At 48.7% G+C, this 17,882-nt stretch carries 16 protein-coding genes and 1 tRNA gene; 8 read left to right on the top strand and 9 right to left on the bottom strand.

Annotated features, from left to right (window positions below):
• Positions 1-185 precede the first annotated feature (185 nt).
• The 4 genes from rplS to C943_RS11170 all read right to left on the bottom strand — a co-directional run bounded on the left by rplS (position 186) and on the right by C943_RS11170 (position 2,392).
• Positions 186-554, bottom strand: coding sequence for a 50S ribosomal protein L19 (gene rplS / locus C943_RS11185; protein ID WP_008627698.1), 369 nt, complete (start codon positions 552-554; stop codon positions 186-188).
• A 93-nt stretch (positions 555-647) separates the two neighbouring features.
• The gene (gene trmD, locus C943_RS11180) at positions 648-1,328 is read right to left on the bottom strand and encodes a tRNA (guanosine(37)-N1)-methyltransferase TrmD (RefSeq protein ID WP_008627697.1); all 681 of its coding nucleotides are present in this window, start codon (positions 1,326-1,328) and stop codon (positions 648-650) included.
• Positions 1,328-1,858 (bottom strand): ribosome maturation factor RimM, encoded by a 531-nt coding sequence (gene rimM / locus C943_RS11175; protein ID WP_008627696.1) that lies wholly within the window; start codon positions 1,856-1,858, stop codon positions 1,328-1,330. The genes trmD and rimM overlap by 1 nt, the downstream gene beginning before the upstream one ends.
• 15 nt (positions 1,859-1,873) lie before the next feature.
• Entirely contained in the window at positions 1,874-2,392 is a 519-nt protein-coding gene (locus C943_RS11170) for a 30S ribosomal protein S16 (RefSeq protein ID WP_040480204.1), read from the bottom strand.
• A gap of 251 nt (positions 2,393-2,643) precedes the next feature.
• Here C943_RS11170 and C943_RS11165 point away from each other — a divergent pair.
• The 4 genes from C943_RS11165 to C943_RS11145 all read left to right on the top strand — a co-directional run bounded on the left by C943_RS11165 (position 2,644) and on the right by C943_RS11145 (position 5,043).
• Positions 2,644-2,715, top strand: a tRNA-Arg gene (locus C943_RS11165).
• 749 nt (positions 2,716-3,464) lie between these two features.
• A complete protein-coding gene (locus C943_RS11155) occupies positions 3,465-3,938 on the top strand; it encodes an iron chaperone (protein ID WP_157198507.1) in 474 nt (157 codons plus the stop codon).
• Positions 3,935-4,351, top strand: a complete 417-nt coding sequence (locus tag C943_RS11150) for a VOC family protein (protein WP_008627690.1) — start codon at positions 3,935-3,937, stop codon at positions 4,349-4,351. Before C943_RS11155 ends, C943_RS11150 begins: the two co-directional genes overlap by 4 nt.
• A 155-nt stretch (positions 4,352-4,506) precedes the next feature.
• Entirely contained in the window at positions 4,507-5,043 is a 537-nt protein-coding gene (locus C943_RS11145) for a toxin-antitoxin system YwqK family antitoxin (RefSeq protein ID WP_040480198.1), read from the top strand.
• 205 nt (positions 5,044-5,248) lie between these two features.
• Here C943_RS11145 and ispG read toward each other — a convergent pair whose 3' ends face one another.
• Entirely contained in the window at positions 5,249-7,240 is a 1,992-nt protein-coding gene (gene ispG / locus C943_RS11140; protein WP_008627688.1) for a (E)-4-hydroxy-3-methylbut-2-enyl-diphosphate synthase, read from the bottom strand.
• Positions 7,241-7,247: 7 nt separating this feature from the next.
• A complete protein-coding gene (locus C943_RS11135; protein ID WP_008627686.1) occupies positions 7,248-7,952 on the bottom strand; it encodes an SDR family oxidoreductase in 705 nt (234 codons plus the stop codon).
• A 145-nt stretch (positions 7,953-8,097) separates the two neighbouring features.
• Between C943_RS11135 and C943_RS11130 the strand changes: the two genes are divergently transcribed.
• Entirely contained in the window at positions 8,098-10,380 is a 2,283-nt protein-coding gene (locus tag C943_RS11130; RefSeq protein ID WP_040480193.1) for a helix-turn-helix domain-containing protein, read from the top strand.
• A gap of 328 nt (positions 10,381-10,708) precedes the next feature.
• Here the strand turns inward: C943_RS11130 and C943_RS11125 are convergent, their stop codons facing one another.
• The 3 genes from C943_RS11125 to C943_RS11115 form a co-directional block, all read right to left on the bottom strand.
• Positions 10,709-11,755: a hypothetical protein gene (locus tag C943_RS11125; protein WP_008627681.1), complete on the bottom strand. Its 1,047-nt coding sequence runs from the start codon at positions 11,753-11,755 to the stop codon at positions 10,709-10,711.
• A gap of 28 nt (positions 11,756-11,783) precedes the next feature.
• Positions 11,784-12,356: a Pycsar system effector family protein gene (locus C943_RS11120; RefSeq protein ID WP_008627680.1), complete on the bottom strand. Its 573-nt coding sequence runs from the start codon at positions 12,354-12,356 to the stop codon at positions 11,784-11,786.
• A gap of 120 nt (positions 12,357-12,476) precedes the next feature.
• Complete coding sequence (locus tag C943_RS11115) at positions 12,477-13,715, bottom strand: dipeptidase (protein WP_040480357.1); 1,239 nt, start codon at positions 13,713-13,715, stop codon at positions 12,477-12,479.
• 170 nt (positions 13,716-13,885) lie between these two features.
• Here C943_RS11115 and C943_RS11110 point away from each other — a divergent pair, with 170 nt between their 5' ends.
• From C943_RS11110 to C943_RS11100, 3 genes are all read left to right on the top strand, one after another.
• The gene (locus C943_RS11110) at positions 13,886-15,610 is read left to right on the top strand and encodes an alpha/beta hydrolase (RefSeq protein ID WP_008627677.1); all 1,725 of its coding nucleotides are present in this window, start codon (positions 13,886-13,888) and stop codon (positions 15,608-15,610) included.
• 194 nt (positions 15,611-15,804) lie between these two features.
• Positions 15,805-16,806 (top strand): acyl-ACP desaturase, encoded by a 1,002-nt coding sequence (locus tag C943_RS11105; RefSeq protein WP_040480190.1) that lies wholly within the window; start codon positions 15,805-15,807, stop codon positions 16,804-16,806.
• Positions 16,807-16,925: 119 nt separating this feature from the next.
• Complete coding sequence (locus C943_RS11100) at positions 16,926-17,780, top strand: pirin family protein (protein WP_040480187.1); 855 nt, start codon at positions 16,926-16,928, stop codon at positions 17,778-17,780.
• Positions 17,781-17,882 lie beyond the last annotated feature (102 nt).

The following is a 17,882-nucleotide window of genomic DNA, read 5'->3' as shown; positions in this document are numbered from 1 at the left end:
TTTCTATCGCTTGGCTCACAGTCAATTTTAAGAGTCACCCAAGACTGCGACGACCCATTACCTCGTGAAAAGGTTCCAAATCCGAAAGAAAATGGATGTGCGCCTCGAATTCCAATCTGTAAACTTGAATTCTGCAAAAAAAAGGGAAACCGTTTGGATTCCCTTTTTGATACTGGTAAAGACGACTAGTCTTTGTGGTGTTTGATTTTTTCTTTGATCTTGGCGGATTTGCCTTGACGTCCCCTCAGGTAGTACAATCTTGCCCTTCTGACTTTGCCTTCACGCAACAGCTCGATTTTGTCGATGGATGGTGAAAGGAGTGGGAAGATTCTCTCTACACCGATTCCGTTGGATATCTTTCTTACAGTGAAAGTCTCCCCGTTGGTGCTGGGGTTTTTTCGCTGGATGACAGTTCCTTGGAATTGCTGGATACGCTCTTTGTTTCCTTCGATGATTTTCACGTGGACATTGATGGTATCTCCAGCTCTAAAAGAAGGGAATTTGGCTCTCACCTCGTTGTATTCCGCTTCTACAAATTTTAGTAGTTCGCTCATAGCCGTATGATTTATTTGCTTGTTGCCAAGATGCCTCGGCGCAGCGTTTGAATGGATTCTTAATTCTGTTGCTTTCTTACTATCGCCTTTCCGCTATTTCCCTTCCAACAGGTCGGGTCTTCGCTCTTTTGTCCGGCGAACCGATGCTTCAAATCTCCAGGTTTCGATATTTGCTTGGTGGCCTGAGAGCAACACCTCGGGTACCTTCATGCCTTCATATTCGGCAGGTCGGGTATATACCGGCGGTGCCAGCAAGCCGTCTTGGAAGGAATCTGTGAGCGCGGAGGTCTCATCGTTGAGCACTCCGGGTATCAACCTGATGACGGCGTCTGCGACTACTGCCGCGGCCAACTCGCCACCCGATAGCACAAAGTCCCCGATGCTGATTTCCCGGGTAATGAATTTCTCCCTTACCCGCTCGTCGACACCTTTATAATGTCCACAAAGGATGAGGAGATTGCCTTTCAGCGAAAGCTCGTTGGCCATCTGCTGGTCAAAGGTCTTTCCATCAGGAGTCATGTAGATGATCTCGTCGTAGGTCCGCTGCTGCTGGAGATGTTCCAAACAGCGGGCTATAGGTTCGATCATCATGACCATCCCCGCCCCGCCTCCAAAAGCATAGTCGTCGACCTGCTTTTGTTTGCCGGTGGCATAGTCCCGTAGGTTGTGGACTTTTACTGAAGCGAGTCCTTTTTCTTCCGCTCTTTTGAGAATCGAATGGGAAAAAGGGCCTTCCAGCAGTCCAGGTACCACGGTGACGATGTCAATGTGCATCAGTCTTCCAAGTATATGTCAAGCAATCCTGTGGGCAGCTGGCAGTAAACTTTCTTTTCTGCCTTGTCGACTTTTTGGATGATGTGTTCCTGAATTGGTATCAGGACTTCCTTTCCTTTATGTTCGACGCCCAACAAATCCTGGGTTTCCAAATCGTAAATCACTTTCACTTCCCCGATTTTGCCGAGTGCCTCGTCGTGCACCTCAAAACCAATCAGGTCATGGTAGTAGTATTGGTCTTCTCCAAGTTCCTCGAGTTCGGTCAGCGGCAGGTAAAGTTCGCTTCCCACGAGTGGGCTGACTTTTTCGACCGTATCGATGTCCTCGAATTTTGCCAAGACCTTGCCGTTGGGCTGGATGACAAAATGTTCCAGGAAAAAGGGAACCAAGCGGGATTTCTGTTCGACAAAGACGTGCTCAAGTCCCTCGTAGTCCTCAGGGTAGTCCACATCCAACACGATCCCAACCTCACCATGCAGTCCATGAACTTTGGCAATGTGGCCCAAATGGAAACATTTGTCTTTGTTCATGGCCCGGAAATCAAATTACGCTTGTGTTTCTTCGCCTTCAGCAGGAGCTTCCGGAGCCTCTTCAGCAGGGGCAGCGACAACTTCTTTTGCTTTCAGTGCGTCCAAACGGGCCTGGTTTTTGGCAGCTTCCGCCTCGAATGCCTTTTGCTTGGCATCTGCTTTAGCCTTGGCCAATTTGTCGACTTTTCCGCTGATGGCAGCTTCTTTGGAAGCCTTCCACGCTTCGAATCTCTCGTCCGCTGTTTCTTGGGTGATAGCACCCTTCAACACGCCGATCTGAAGGTGTTTTTTCAACAATACACCTCTGTAAGAAAGCATTGCCTTTACCGTATCGGTAGGCTGTGCACCGTTCATCAACCACTTGAGAGCACGCTCATTGTTAATGTTGATGGAAGCAGGGTTTGTGTTGGGGTCGTAAGTCCCGAGCTTTTCGATGAATCGTCCATCACGTGGAGATCTCGCATCAGCTACGACAACGTCGTACATGGCCAATTTTTTTCGGCCTCTACGCGCTAATCTGATTTTTACTGCCATATAGTTTTGATATTAAATGAATTGATGGATCTCGTCCATCTCAAATTTTGGACTGCAAAGATAGCGGTTTAATATTTAAAAGCGCAAATGGCCCTGATTAATTTGCTTGAATGAAGTGGAATTTGTAAAATTGCGCCTCAGTTTGAGAGGCGAGAGAGGAGAAGCGAAAGCCAAGATTTTGGATTCTAAAGTTCCGAAGGAAAATTTTGAACCGGTCTTGTGTCATAAGTCTCCCGTCTTGCATCTAGACCGGCCTCGTAGTTCAATGGATAGAATGGAAGTTTCCTAAACTTTAGATACAGGTTCGATTCCTGTCGAGGCTACAAAGATGCCACTTCAAATGTAGGAGTGGCTTATTTGTTTGAATGATTGGCCCCGTGGTACAATGTCCGCCCGGCTGAAATCGGTCGGACGGGCCCGCCCGGCTGTCGCCAGTCGGACGGGGATAGTACGTAGGTCTCCGGAACCTAAGATCCACCCGCCCGTCCAGAGAGCGTCTTTTGGAGTATGATTCCTTTCTATGTTGGACATTCGGACAGGGGTTCGATTCCCGGCGGGGCTACTTCTTTTTTTGTTGAAAACTTGTGCATATCCCCTGCTTTCCGGTGGAAAAATTGTTTATAAAAATATCAACAAATGATTGGAATTCAGGTATCAACGTGCGAAATTTGATAACATCAAGTGAGAGATAAAAGATCGGAAATACGATTCCGGGTTCGGTTTTGAAATAGGAAGTGAGAAGCGAAGGGACAAGAAGAAACAGCAATGTTTTGGAGTCTGAGACGGGAAACCGCAGAAGCATCATCACGACAAAAGGAGTTCGAAAGAACGACTTGTTTCGAATCGGGTTTTTGTTTTGGGCAACTGATTCAAAGTCACAATAACTGTAGCTTGACATGAGTTGGTGGTTACGATTACCAGTTCATGAATCGGGAAGTGTCGCCAAGATGCTTCCCGATTCTGTTTTTTAACCTGCCAAGGCTTGACTTTGGCATTGCTGTGGAGATAGTCCTGGCATTTGACGCAGGGCTACCCTTTCGACCTTGTTTCCGACGCAGACATTTTGCGCGGCATGTACCAAAGGTGCAATCCCTTTGTCATTTATTCGGCACTCAAGTCTATGGCACTCAAGTTGCTTTTACCCCGTAATTTGCGGTTTAACTTTAATGGAAGGATGACGCGGAAATCCGAAGTGTTGGAATACTTGGAAAAGCTTCCAGAAAAGGAAAGGATCGCCTTGGATAAGTTGCGTTCCCAAGTCCAATCGCTAGTCCCTATGGCGGAAGAAGGCCTCAGCAGGGGTGTGCCGTTTTACTACTACCTTGGCAAAAGGGTTGTTGGATTCAGGTCTTCCAAAAAGCACCTATCATTTTTTATCATGGACGGTAGAGTTTTGAAGGACTTTTCAGATAAGTTGGAGACCTTTGACCACTCCTCCACCGTCCTAAGATTTACCGCCGATAAACCGCTACCGGAGGCGTTGATTGCCCAACTGGTACGCGCACGGATATCGGAAATTGATCACCAACTGACCAAAAAAACATGAAAAAGATCTTTATCAACCTGCCGGTTGCCGACCTGGGTCGGTCGAGGGAATTTTACTTGCAGCTGGGTTTTGTGGAGAATCCCGTTTTTTCAGGTGAAGATCAAACCTGTATGGCTTGGGGAGAAGGTGTCCTGGTTATGCTGCAATCCAGGGAGTTTTTCGCCTATGGGAGCAAGCGGCCAGTAGCAGATGAGCAAGGGGCGATTTCTGCTTCTTTCACCTTGCCGCTGGCTAGTCCCAAACAAGTGGAAACCGTCCTTTCCAAAGCAGTCGCAGCGGGTGGAAGGGTAGCTGGTGAGACTATCGATGAGGGATACATGCAAGTCCATACACTCGCGGACCCCGATGGGCATATTTGGGGCATCATGTACCTTGATAGGAAGCGGTATCTCGAGGAGAGCGGGAAGGGGTAGGGTTGGGGGCCAGTTTGGGCTTTGGTATTTCTAATGGTCAAAGGTTTGTAAATGGAGCAGCATTATCAGGGAATATTTACCGGTTTGTTTGGTCGATTTTGTAGTTCATATCTCAGATAGGTACATCTCGTTTAGCTGTGGTAATGTCTTTAACAATGAAAAAAGCTGTATCAATATTTGTTTGCTGTTTCGTTCTTTTGGCCTGTTCTTCCGACAGACATAAGGATCAAAGTTTGGAATTGGAAAACTTTGCCACCTTTTTTCCCGATGGCATGGTAAGCACAGCCGGCTCACGGTATCAAGGTAAGCTACATGGTAGAGCGTTTTCTTTTTTTGAGAATGGAGAAAAATGGCTTGAGCAGCAATATGAGTTTGGCGTTCTGGATGGGGAACAGCTTGAGTACCGGGATGGAAAATTGTTCTCTGTTGAGAACTTTCAAAACGGGCAAAGAGATGGGTGGGCAAGGTATTTTAATATTGAGTGCGGAAATCTGTTTTTGGAAGGAGGTTATAAAAATGATAAAAGGGAGGGCTATTGGTATGAGTACTACGGGCCTGAGATTTCCACAATTTACTCTTATGAGGCTGATTCAGTGATTTCGGTGGTGTTTACAAATCCTGACTTTACTAACTCCGCAGACTCTGCACCATTACCCACATATCGAGATGAATGTTGTTGTGCCAACCGTTGATTGTATGTAGTAAAGCACACTCCCAGTATACCCCTAGTACATGCCTAGTACACCATTCGTACACTTTTCGATAAAAACGAAGAAAGCACGGTACTTTTCGAAGAGCATGTAACAGGCCAAGGAAATCCCTGATTGGTGGATTCTGCCTTCAAAAAAAAATAGATTCTAATCTGGCTGGTTATTTGTCCCTCAGCTCACGCCTAAATCAAACCTCCAAGCGCTCTCCCGGCTCGATCCACATGCCATCCTTGCGGATGATCTCGATCAGTTCGTCCACTGCTTTTTCGGAAGCTACGGAGCGCTTGACCACTTCTTTGCCTTTGTAGAGGGTGATTTTTCCTTTTCCGGATCCCACATAGCCGTAGTCCGCATCAGCCATCTCGCCGGGTCCATTCACGATACAGCCCATGATGCCGATCTTGACACCCTTGAGGTGGTCCGTACGCTTTCGGATCATGGCGGTGGTTTCCTGAAGGTCAAACAAAGTCCGGCCACAGGAAGGACAGGAAATGTATTCTGTCTTGGACATCCGCGTGCGCGCGGCCTGCAGTACCCCAAAGCTGACGGAATTGTGCAGCTTGACCTGCTCCAGCAGTACTTCCCGCGGCGCTTCCCGGTATGCCTCCAAACCGATCATAATCCCCTCGCCAAGACCATCGACAAGCAGTCCGCCCACGTCGGTCGCGGCGTAAAGCATCGTCTTGTCCTGGGTCTGCGCGGGGTAATCCACCTTGACGACAACGGGGATTTGGCTGTGGTTTTCCATCAGTTGGACAAAGGCCCGGCGCAAAGCCGCCATGTTGTGGGCATTGTCGCTGTGGAGGATGATGACGACATCATGTCTGCCTTCGATGAAGGGCAAAGCCTCTTCCACCTCGACATCCGACAGGAAGAGGAAATTCAATCCGTAATGGAATTCCTCGGCAAGCTTGAATTCAGCCAGGGTAAAGGCGGGGAACTTGTTGTTCCTATCCTCTGCGGCCAGCCAGTGGTTGTAGTATTGGATTTCCTTCATCCCGTTGGGCAGCATGAAGGGAATCGGATGGTCGCCTGAAAACACATAATCGGCCCCTTGGTCGTTCATTTTCCACTTGTCCAATTCGGGCAAATAGAAATGGCCAAGGTTTTTCATTTCCTTTTCCGTGATATGGGCGACTGCCGAGATATCCGTGATGACCCGTGGTACGTTGGTTCCCCCAAAGTTGAACACTTCGATGCTGTTACGCTTGTTGTGCTCAAAGGGTGTAATCGGGTAATGGGTAATGGCTGGGATGGGCGCATGGTTTTCGCGGCCCAGGTATCTGTCGACCAAAGTCTTTGCCACAGGCGATTCAAACTCAGGATCCTCGGTCAATGACACACGGACCGTATCCCCCAAGCCGTCTTCCAAGAGCGTACCGATGCCCACGGCGGACTTGATGCGTCCGTCTTCCCCGTCGCCCGCTTCCGTGACGCCGAGGTGCAGCGGATAGGTTTTGAAGCCCCCTTCGTCCAGTTTTTGGACCAAAAGGCGGTAGGCTTGGACCATGACTTGGGTATTGGAGGATTTCATCGAAATCACGATGTCGTGGAAGTTTTCGTCTTCACAAATCCTCAAAAACTCCAGCGCCGACTCGACCATGCCGAGTGGGGTGTCTCCGTAGCGGCTCATGATGCGGTCTGAAAGCGAGCCGTGGTTGGTGCCGATACGCATGGCCGTACCGTGCTCCTTGCAGATTTTCACCAAAGGCAAAAAGCGCTCGCGGATTCTTTCGAGCTCTTCCTGATAGCTTTGGTCGGTATATTCAATGATCTCAAACTTCTTCTTATCGGCGTAGTTGCCGGGATTGATACGGACCTTTTCCACGATGCGTGCGGCTACTTCCGCTGCATTGGGCGTGAAATGGATATCCGCTACCAAGGGCGTATTGTAACCCCGCTTGCGGAGCTCGTTGCGGATGTTTTGGAGATTTTCGGCTTCCTTGATGCTGGGGGCCGTGATGCGGATGAGTTGGCAGCCGCTCTCAATCATGCGGATGCACTGCTCCACAGAGCCTTGGGTGTCCATGGTATCGACCGTGGTCATGGATTGTACCACGATGGGGTTATCCCCGCCGATGATGACGTCGCCGACACGTACAGGGATCGTCTTTCTGCGTGAATAAGACGTCAGGCTGTCGCAATACTTGATTTTTTCCAGTAGTTCCTTGGCTTGCATACCGTGATTATAAATCTCCTAACTGAGGTCTGATAACTATCTCTTCAACAACGGAATAGGGCGAAAGGTTGTAGGCCGACCAAACCGCCTCTGCCACATCCGACGCTTTCATAAATCTTGATTCGGGGATGTCGGCTCCCTGCCAACTATCCGTGAATGTCGCTCCCGGCATGACCGAGGTGACTTTGATCTGGTAATCCTTCAATTCCTGCCGCAGGCATTTGGTAAATCCCAACATGGCCCATTTGGAAATCGCATAGCTGCCACCGTTGGCATAGGCTGTCAGTCCCGCAATGGAGCCAATGGAGAAGATATGCCCGGATTTGCGGGCGATCATTTCTGCCGTGAATGCCCGCGTCAGGTAATAGGCCGAATACAGGTTGGTCTGCATGAGGAGCTCAAAGTTGCCCTCAGGCTCCGAGTGGATCGATCCGGGAAGGAATACCCCCGTATTGTTGACCAAAACATCCGGAATCGCCTGCTTTTTGACCGCTTCCGCAAAGGCAATGACATCGCTTTTCTGCGAAAGATCTGCCCGCATCGTGAACAGAGATACTCCGGGAAACCTGTTTTCCAGTTCATTTCTCAACTCATCCAATCCCACTTGGCTGCGTGCACAGGTGTAGATCGAAAAGCCCTCTGCAGCAAATCGCTCGATGATTGCCTTTCCGATTCCTTTGGTTCCTCCGGTGACGACGATGGACTTGGACATGGGGATGATGGGGAAAATTACTTCGTGTTGTAATAGTTAGTATGACAACTATCTACGGTCGACAAAGTTACATTTTTTTGAAAACTTTGCTAAATAAACGTTTCACACGCCTTTTCCTTTGAATTTATAGTTTATTTTGGAGCTTATGGAACACCAAGTGACCGATAGGCTGGAATTGGCCGCACATTTTGTGAACACGACCCATTGCCCGATTTTTCTGACGGGAAAGGCCGGCACGGGGAAGACGACTTTCCTTCGCAAGCTTGCCCAACTGACCCACAAGCGCTTTGTCATCGTGGCGCCGACGGGTATCGCAGCGCTTCATGCCAAGGGAGTGACCATCCATTCGCAGTTTCTGCTGCCTTTGGGTTCCTTTTTGCCAACTCGTGAACCTGAGGGGAACTATGGCAATAGCGGTGGATTCTACACACAATACAGCCTTGGCAGGAGGCATACGCTGAACGCCAGCCGAAAAAAGGTACTTCAATCCATCGAGTTGCTCATCATCGATGAGGTGAGTATGCTGCGGGCGGATGTCTTGGATGCCATTGATTACAGGCTGAAAAGTGTACACCGCAATTTTTCCGAGCCCTTTGGCGGGGTTCAGGTGCTGATGATTGGGGATTTGTTCCAGTTGCCGCCGATCGTCAAGGACGAGGAATGGCGGGTTTTGGGTAAGTTTTACAAAAGCATGCACTTCTTTGAGGCGGCGGCGCTGCGGGAATCGGGTATGGTGTATTTGGAATTGGACAAGATTTTCAGGCAAAAGGATGAGCAGTTCATATCGATTTTGAATCACCTTCGTGAAAACCGGGTCACGCCCGCCGATATCCAAACCCTCAATTCGTTTTATAAAGCGGAGGATCAAATCAAGTCGCTGAAGGATACCATTACCATTACGACTCATAATTACAAGGCCGACTCGATCAACCAACAGGAACTCCAAGCCCTGCCGGGAAAATCATATTTTTTTGAAGCGGTCATCGACAAGGACTTTCCTGAGTCGATGTATCCATTGCCCAAGGTGCTCGAACTGAAGGAAGGGGCGCAGGTGATGTTCATCAAAAACGACTCGAGCGGTTCGGCGGAGTATTTCAATGGAAAAATGGCCAAGATTGCCGAAATCGAGGGGGATGAGATCGCTGTCATCATGGAGGGGAATGCATTCCGCACGACCCTACGCCGCGAGATTTGGCAAAACAAACGCTATGTGCTGAATGAGACGACCAAGGAACTTGAGGAAGAAATCATCGGTACTTTCGAGCATTTTCCCATTAAATTGGCTTGGGCGGTGACCGTGCACAAGAGCCAAGGACTGACCTTTGAGCGGGCGATTATCGATGTAGGGCAGGCTTTTGCCCCAGGGCAGGTGTATGTGGCGCTGAGTCGCCTGAAGGGTTTGGAAGGACTGACCCTGCGGACCCGCATCCAAAGCCATATCATTTCCGCCGATCCGAATGCCTCGGATTTCACTGTTTCCGCCAGCCAACAGGAGCCTTTGGAAAAGCTGTTGTCCTTCCATCAGCGCAGGTATTTGGAGAAGCTTTTCACCCACACCTTTTCCTTGGAAACCCTGCTCCAAAGCATTGAGGCCTTCCAAAAGGATGCCGACAGCTCGATGGAGTTTGAGGATGTGGAAATGCGCCTTGCTATCCCGACTTTGATGGCCGACCTCGCTTTGGAATCCGAGAATACGACCAAGTTCCAGCGCCAACTCGTCAGTTTGCTGCAGGCCGCTGAGATGGAGAAGTTGTCCGAAAGGCTGGAAAAAGGCTCAGCCTATTACTCCAAGATATTGGAAAAGGCGCTCAAATTGGTCCTGATACATTCCGCCGAAGTTGCGCGGTTTTCCAAGACCAAGGAATACCAAGAGGGCCTGTCGGGTATCGAATTGGCCCTGTTTAGGAAATGGGAAGAAGTGCGTCGGGTATTGCTGCTTTCGCGTGCCATCATCGATGGGGAAGAATTTGGCAAGGTCAACCAAATCACCCAAGAGCTGATTGATTGGCGCATGCAGGCGGCCTTGGAAGCCAAGCAGGCAGCTGCGGAAAACCCCAAATTCAGTCTTTCGAAGACCGGCAAGAAGAAAAAGTCGGAAAAGGAACCCTCCCTCAAGCGGGTCAAAGGCGATACCTACCTGTTGACCTATCAGCTTAGCAACGCGGGAAAAAGTATTGCGGATATCGCTTCAGAAAGGGGATTGGCCGAATCGACAATTAGAACCCATTTGGCCCGGGGGATTGGAGAAGGGCAGGTGGATATTTTTAGGCACATGGGACAGCGGCAGATCGATGAGATAGAGGCTGTTTTGGAAAAACATGCCGGCGATCTGTCTGAAATTCGTCAAACCTATCCCGACCAATACGACTATGGCAGCCTCAAGATGGTCAGTGCCTACTTGGAATTGAAGGAGCGGTTGGGAATGTAGGGCGGTCTTTCGTTATCCTGCGTTCGGAAACGCAGGATGTTTCTGATAAAAGGGATTGCACCCTTTCGGGGCTTGGGGAATTCGGCTGATCCTTTTTCGCGAAGGGCTACACCCTTCGCTAGTGGATTGCGTCCCTTTGGGGCTAATGGGTTGGGTTTATCCTCATATGCATTCCTTTAGGCTAAAGCCCCCACTGAAGTTGGGCTTATCCAGACTTCAACCACAGCAGGAGGCAACTGAGGTGATCGCTTTTGTGGGCGAATAAGGCTCTGCACAGTGCAATAGGAACGGTGCTTTAGCCCATTCCAACAAAAGCACTTCACTCCGATTACTGCCTACATTTCAATAGAATATCTGTCTTGAATTGGGTGTCGTTTTTGAGCGTTTTGAAAAATCCCGACAAATAGTTCTTGCTTTTTTCTATCTCTTTGGGATCCATTTGGTCAGCGATATAGTCGTAAGCTTTGAAAATCTCCTCCTCCTTTTCCAAATAAAATCCCCGCACGTAGGCGTACAACTCATCCGTGCGACAAATGCCCCTAAAGTACCTTTCCCGTACGGATTGGATTGGGATTTCCTTGCTTACCCCCGCATAGGGCGCATCCACCAAACCAGACATGTCAAAGTCATAGGCCAAGGGGATGTATTGCTTGTTGGCGAGCTGCATGAGTTGGATATTGTGTTGGTAGTAGCTGGACCAGTCGGTGTTGGCAATCATGTACTGGAAAAAATCGAGTTTTAGGGCGGTGGTATCATGGTGTCGTATGGGATTCACGTTGACATCGGACCTGAGTTCACCCCCAAATCGCTCGGCGATTTCCTCATCGTCCTCGACCAAAATCCCCTTCAATTCATAAGTTTTGGGCTGCTTATCGTTGAGGTCCGTGAGTGTAATATTCACTATTCTGGTGTGGAAGTAATAGGGAGTGACCGGCTCATAAAGCTTGTAGCAAAGGTATTCCTTGAGGATCAAGTCGTTGGAATATTTGGCATTCTGGCAAGGCAGGACGAGTTTCAGACTTTTGTTTCCTCCCAAAATCGTACCCTTGCGGTCGCCTTTTGGGATTTTCATCTTGATGGGGGTAAACATGCACCTGTCTTGTCTGAAATTTCCCCGGGCACGTACTTCCACTTTCACCGAGTCCCAGGTCCCCCCTTCATTTTTATAGTGGAAGTAGGTGGGGATATAGGTTTTGGACTCGCTATTCTTTTTTATTTCTTGGAATGAATAGGACATTTTGACTTCAAGGGGAGCATCCTCACGAAATAGCTTGGACACCGTTTCGTCCTGGGCCATCGCTTGGCTAAGTACCAATGTGCAAAGAAGGAACAAGAGGCTGAAGGCCTGCTTGAAAAGAGTTTGGCTGGATGTCATGGGTTCATTCATTTTGACAAGTGGACATTTAAGTCATGAGGATCAGATAAACCAAGAAGGTCAAAAGGCCGAACGCCAAACCCAAAATGAACACGAGGTAAGCGTAGCTGAGAAGCTGGTATTTTCGGTTCAGCACTTTGCCCTGGTAGTAGAGGGCGATGGCCATTTGTTCGTGAATTTCCTTCTTCGATGGTAGGATGCTTTCGATTTGGTTGAGGTAATCCTGGAGGGAATAAGTCGAGCTTTCCCCAAAAAACAGGATGCTGCTTTTCCCGTGATCCTTTGGTACGGATTGCTTGGTGATGATTTTTGGCCTTGCGGCCTGTACCGCCAAAACCATCGAAACGAAGCATGATATTGCGATCAGGGAAATGGGCAGGACCATTTTCAAGCCCTGAAAATCCAGTACCTGCGAAACCATCCCGTAGCCGGTAATGGCGATGATGGAGGATATCACAAGCGCATTGATGCTGATGACCATGTTGGCCTTATTATCGGCAATTTGCAGAAGGTTGCAGTTGTTTTTGAATGTGACGCGAAAAAATGTCTGTCGCTCACGTTCTGTTTTTTCAGCTTTTGGTTTTTTGATTTCTGCTTCCATAGGATATGTTGGACGATGTCGAATTTAAGGAAAAAAATTTCTCGAATGCTGATATTTTCAATCCGTACATGGATGATTTTGACAAAAACAAAAAATCCTCCGTTCGGGAGGATTTTAAAGCTATCCTGCGGCATTCAGGATATCGTTCCAAACGCGGAAGAAATTCTTGTGGCAGATCTTCTCGATATCCTCCCGCGAGTATCCCATTTTCAGCAGTTCGGCAATGAGGTTGGGATACATCGACGCATCCTTCATGCCCTCGGGCAATGAATCTCCGACACCGTCAAAATCAGAACCGAGGCCCACATAGTCAATCCCGACTAGCTTGACGACGTGGTCGATATGCTCGGCGATTTTGGAGACATGTACAGTCGGCGCATGTTGGGCGCGGTAGGCCTTGATATAGGCTTGGGCTGCGGAATCCTGCATGGTCAGGTTATTGGTTTTGAGCCATTCCTGAATATGCGCGCGGATGGAGTCACCCGCCGCAGCGTACCCCTGGTCAATAAAACTTCCACCGAAGGTGATCATCACCATGCCTTTTTTCTCTGCGATTTTTTGGATGATTTCATCGGACACATTCCGCTCAAATCCGGGCGTAAAATGCCTTGCCGAGCTATGGGTAGCGACGAGCGGTGCTTTGCTAACCTCTGCCACGTCAAAGAATGTCTTGTCGTCCACATGGGAAACATCCACGATCATTCCCAAGCGGTTCATTTCCAGCACTACCTTTTTCCCAAAATCACTCAGCCCATTGTTGGTACGGGCAGTGTCGTAGGAAGAGTCGCCGATAAGGTTGTCCTTGCCGTGGGTCAGTGTCATGTAGCGGATTCCCCTATCAAAGAAATATTGCAGGTTATTGATATCGTCTTCGATGGCAGCGCCATTTTCGATGCCCATGGGAAGTGACAGCAGGCCTTTCTTAAAGTTTTCCTCGATTTCTTGCGGGCTTTTCGCCAGGGCCAATTTGTCGGGCCAGGTATTTACCAGCCGTTCCACCATCATGATAAGCGTGTCTGCGAGGACTTTGGCCCCACCTTTCTCTTGGTAAGAGGCAGGAATATAAATCGCCATAAATGGCGCGTCCAAGCCGCCTTCCTTGGCCCGCACATAATCAATATTGCCCTCGGTCTGACGGTTAATGAAGTCATAAACCTCTCCATTCAAGTGGTTGCCCAGGTTGTACATACGGAAGGGCAGGTCCATGTGTCCATCCACAATGATGGTTTCGTGGGCGATCTTCTTTGCCTCAGCCAAAACTTCCTCCTCGGAGAGTTTGGTATAGTCTATCTTTTCGGTTTTTGCGGAACAGGCCATCAATAGGCCCAGTCCCAAGACGATCCATATCGATTTTCTCATCATTTCTGGAATTTTACCTTAATGTATCATTTTCGACAATTTTCAATTCATCAAGATTGATAGATGGTAGATTATTTGGTACGGGCAGCAAAACTTTTCCATCCGTATAATTTTCATAAGGTTTACCCACGAAATTCATTAAATTTTACTGAATCAACCAAACATCCTATATGCAACGCGCTGCCAATTCCCTGTTTTTGCTCCTGTTGTTGTTTTCCGCCTGCAATTCCGGCCCATCTTCCAAAGTAGTCATTACAATCGCCGATCAATTCCAAGAACAAATTTCCGATGGCAGGCTGCTGCTCTTGCTGCACCACAGCGAAAGCCCGGAGCCACGGTTTGCAGTGAGTGATGAGGTCGGTTCGGCGCAGGTTTTTGGGATGGATATTGAGAATTACAAAAAAGGGGAGCCCTTGTCGTTTGACTTGGAGTCTTTTGGTTTTCCAATCGAAAACTGGGAAGATGTCCCCGCGGGAGAATATTGGGTTCAGGCCTATTTTGTGAAATATGAGACTTTTAAGCGCTCGGATGGGCATACCGTGAAGATGCCCATGGACCAGTGGGAGGGAAGGCAATGGAACCGCACGCCCGGCAATATCTTTAGCCCGGCCAAAAAAGTCACTTGGGATGGCAAGACCACGATCGAACTACACATGGACCAAATCAATCCACCGGTCGAAGAACCGGCAGATACCGAGTTTGTGAAGCATATCAAGTTCAAGAGCAAAATGCTGTCGGATTTCTGGGGCAGGGATATGTACCTCGGTGCCCATGTGCTGTTGCCGAGGGATTTTGAGAAAAACCCAAGCGAGTACTATCCGCTGATGATTTATCACGGACATTTTCCTTCTGATTTTGGAGGGTTCAGGACCTCACCGCCCGATGAGAATCTGGAGGACGAATACAATGCACGGTTTGGCATCTACGGTTACAACAAAATCCAGCAGCAGGAAGCCTATGATTTTTACCAAAAGTGGATTTCACCCGATTTTCCCAAATTCATCGTGATCGAAATTCAGCATGCCAATCCGTTCTACGACGATAGCTATGCCGTCAACTCTGAGAATCTGGGGCCTTATGGGGATGCGATCACCTACGAACTCATCCCTTACATCGAGCAGCAGTTCCGCGGCATTGGCGAGGGCTGGGCGCGCTTCACCTATGGGGGTTCGACGGGGGGCTGGGAGGCGCTGGCCGTGCAGGTCAAGTACCCCACCGAGTACAATGGCTGCTTTGCGGCCTGTCCAGACCCGATTGACTTCAGGGCTTACACGACGGTCAATATCTATGAGGATGAGAATGCATATTCATTTGGAGGACCTTTCAAACAAATGGACCGGGTGGGAAAAAGGAATTACCTCGGGCATGTCTCCACGATGCTGAGGGATATGAATTACCGGGAGTTGGCATTGGGTGGCGAGAAGAGCCTTTCGGGAGACCAGTGGGATATCTGGCAGGCTGTTTTTTCCCCAGTAGGCGAAGATGGCTATCCCAAGCCCATTTGGGATAAGTATACCGGTGGAATCGACAAGGAAGTCGCGGCCCATTGGAAGGAAAATTATGACCTGACCCATATCATGCAGCGGGATTGGGGCAAACTCGGCAAAGACTTGGAGGGAAAAATCCACATTTACTGTGGGGATATGGACAATTATTACCTCAACAATGCCGTTTACCTCTGCGAGGAGTTTTTGGAAAGTACCAAAGATCCTTACTATGCCGGGGAAGTGAAATACGGAGACCGCTTCGAACACTGCTGGAACTGCGATCCAAACCTGCCCAACTACATTACCCGCCTCAGGTACAATACGATGTATTTGGATAAAATCGCCGGAAGGCTGAGGGAGACTGCACCACCCGGTTTCAATCAGAAATCTTGGGTATTGATCAAATAACAATGAAACACAAGGGATTTGCTGTTCAAGGTCTTGGAAACCCGATTTCGAAATCGGGTTTTTTGTGACCATATCCCATGAATAGTCGGTACCTTTGATCAATAATTTTGTCCAAGCATAGAAATTACCGTTCCGATTAAAATTCTTGTTGGATAAACTTGCTAAAATTAGATCTGGTGAATCCAGAAAATACCATGAAAAAATCAGAGAATATCGATTACGAATTGCAGAAAAACATGGAGGTCATCTCCCATTTGGACGGTTTTGTGACCAATGCCGTGGAGAACGTCCTGGTCGATCCGGACGATTGCTGGCAGCCATCCGATTTTTTGCCCGACATGGGCAAGCCAGAGGCATTTGAAGAATTGAAGAAATTGCAGGAAAGAGCGGCCAATATCCCGGATACGGTGATTACTTCCCTGGTCGGCAATATGATTACAGAGGAAGCCCTACCGAGCTACCAGACCTATTTCAATATGCTCGAAGGAATCAACGTGGAGGGTAACCTCTTGAGTAATTCGGGTTGGGTCAAATGGTCCAAGGCCTGGACAGCAGAGGAAAACCGACACGGCGACCTGCTCAACAAGTACCTTTACCTTTCGGGACGGGCGGATATGAAAAAGGTGGAGCAAACCATCCACCGCCTGATCTACAACGGCTTTGACCCGCGTTCGGAGCGTGACCCTTACCAGGCGATCATTTACACTTCCTTTCAGGAAAGAGCCACCAAGATCTCCCATGTCAATACCGGCAAACTAGCAGACAAGGCCGGCGATGACGTGCTCTCCCGAATCTGTAAAACCATTGCCGGTGACGAAGCGAGGCATGAAAAGGCCTACAAAAGCTTCATGAGCGAGATTTTCGAGATTGATCCAAGCGGGGCGATCCTTGCCTTTGAAAAGATGATGCGCAAACAGATCGTCATGCCGGCCATACTCATGGGCAAAGGCAGCAGCAATCCGACCCTATTTGACCAGTTTTCCGCCATTACCCAAAAAATCGGCATCTACACCGGCTGGGATTACGCAAGGATTATTGACCACTTGGTCAAGCTTTGGAAAATCGAAAGCCTGAGCGGCCTGAATGACATGGCGGCCAAAGCCCAGGATTACCTATCCAACCTTTCGGATCGGTATATGCGCCTTGCCGACAGAATGAAAGTACCTGACGAGGTATCCCTCGCTTGGTTGAGATAAGAGAAGAGCCTGACTTGTTCAGGCTTTTTTTTTGAAACTTGGTTTTGCCTCTTTTTGTCAAAATCCAGCGAACAAAATACCTGAAAGGCCAATTATATCTATTTAAATAAGAGAAAGCCATGCGAACCATAAAGAACCTTCACCCGGCTACCTACCATCCCATCGCTGATTTGACTACTTACAATCCGCTTCCTTCGCCAAGCTTGCGGCAGATTGACCCCTTCATTTTTTTGAATCACCATGGTTTTCAAACCTACGGTCCCAATAACCATGGGCTTCCATTTGGCCCACATCCGCACCGGGGCATGGAAACAGTGACATTTATCTTGGAAGGGGATATCATGCACAAGGATTCCGGCGGGCACGAATCGGTGATAAGGGCGGGCGGAATCCAATGGATGGCTGCAGGGCGTGGTTTGATCCATGCCGAGGTATCTTCTTCGCAGTTCAAGAAGGAAGGAGGACCATTGGAAATCCTTCAGCTGTGGCTGAACCTTCCTGCCAGGCTGAAAATGACTGAGCCGAGGTATATCGGATTGCAAAAAGAGGAAATCACCCACTTCACCCTGCACGAAGGCGCCGTGAGGGTCCAATTGATCGCGGGGGAATGGAATGGTGAGCGAGGCAGTTTTGAAACCCTCACACCGATTCTCCTGAGTACCGTTTTTCTTGACAAAGGAGCAAAACTCCAAAAGGAGATTCCACAGACTGAAAACGTCTTTTTCTACATCGTGCGTGGGTCGATCAGGATTATCGGTGACAGGGTCCCCTTCAGGACTTTGGTGGAATTCAACAACGATGGCGATGCCATTGCGGTCGAAGCTTCGGAGGATGCGGTTGTGATCTTGGGCCATGCTAGGCCATTCGCAGAGCCTATGGTCGCACAGGGGCCATTTGTGATGAATACCCAAGACGAAATCCGGCAAGCATACTTTGACTATCAGATGGGCAAGTTTGGAACTTGGAAAGGGTAAATTCGGTGTAGTCGGATTAAATACTCGGAATCGTAAACGCAAAGCCTGAAACTTATCTATTAATCTTTTGGTAAAAATAAAAGTGGCAGCTTTTGGCTGCCA

The organism is Mariniradius saccharolyticus AK6, from assembly GCF_000330725.2.
Classification (GTDB): domain Bacteria; phylum Bacteroidota; class Bacteroidia; order Cytophagales; family Cyclobacteriaceae; genus Mariniradius; species Mariniradius saccharolyticus.
This window is presented reverse-complemented; position numbering and strand designations above follow the sequence as displayed.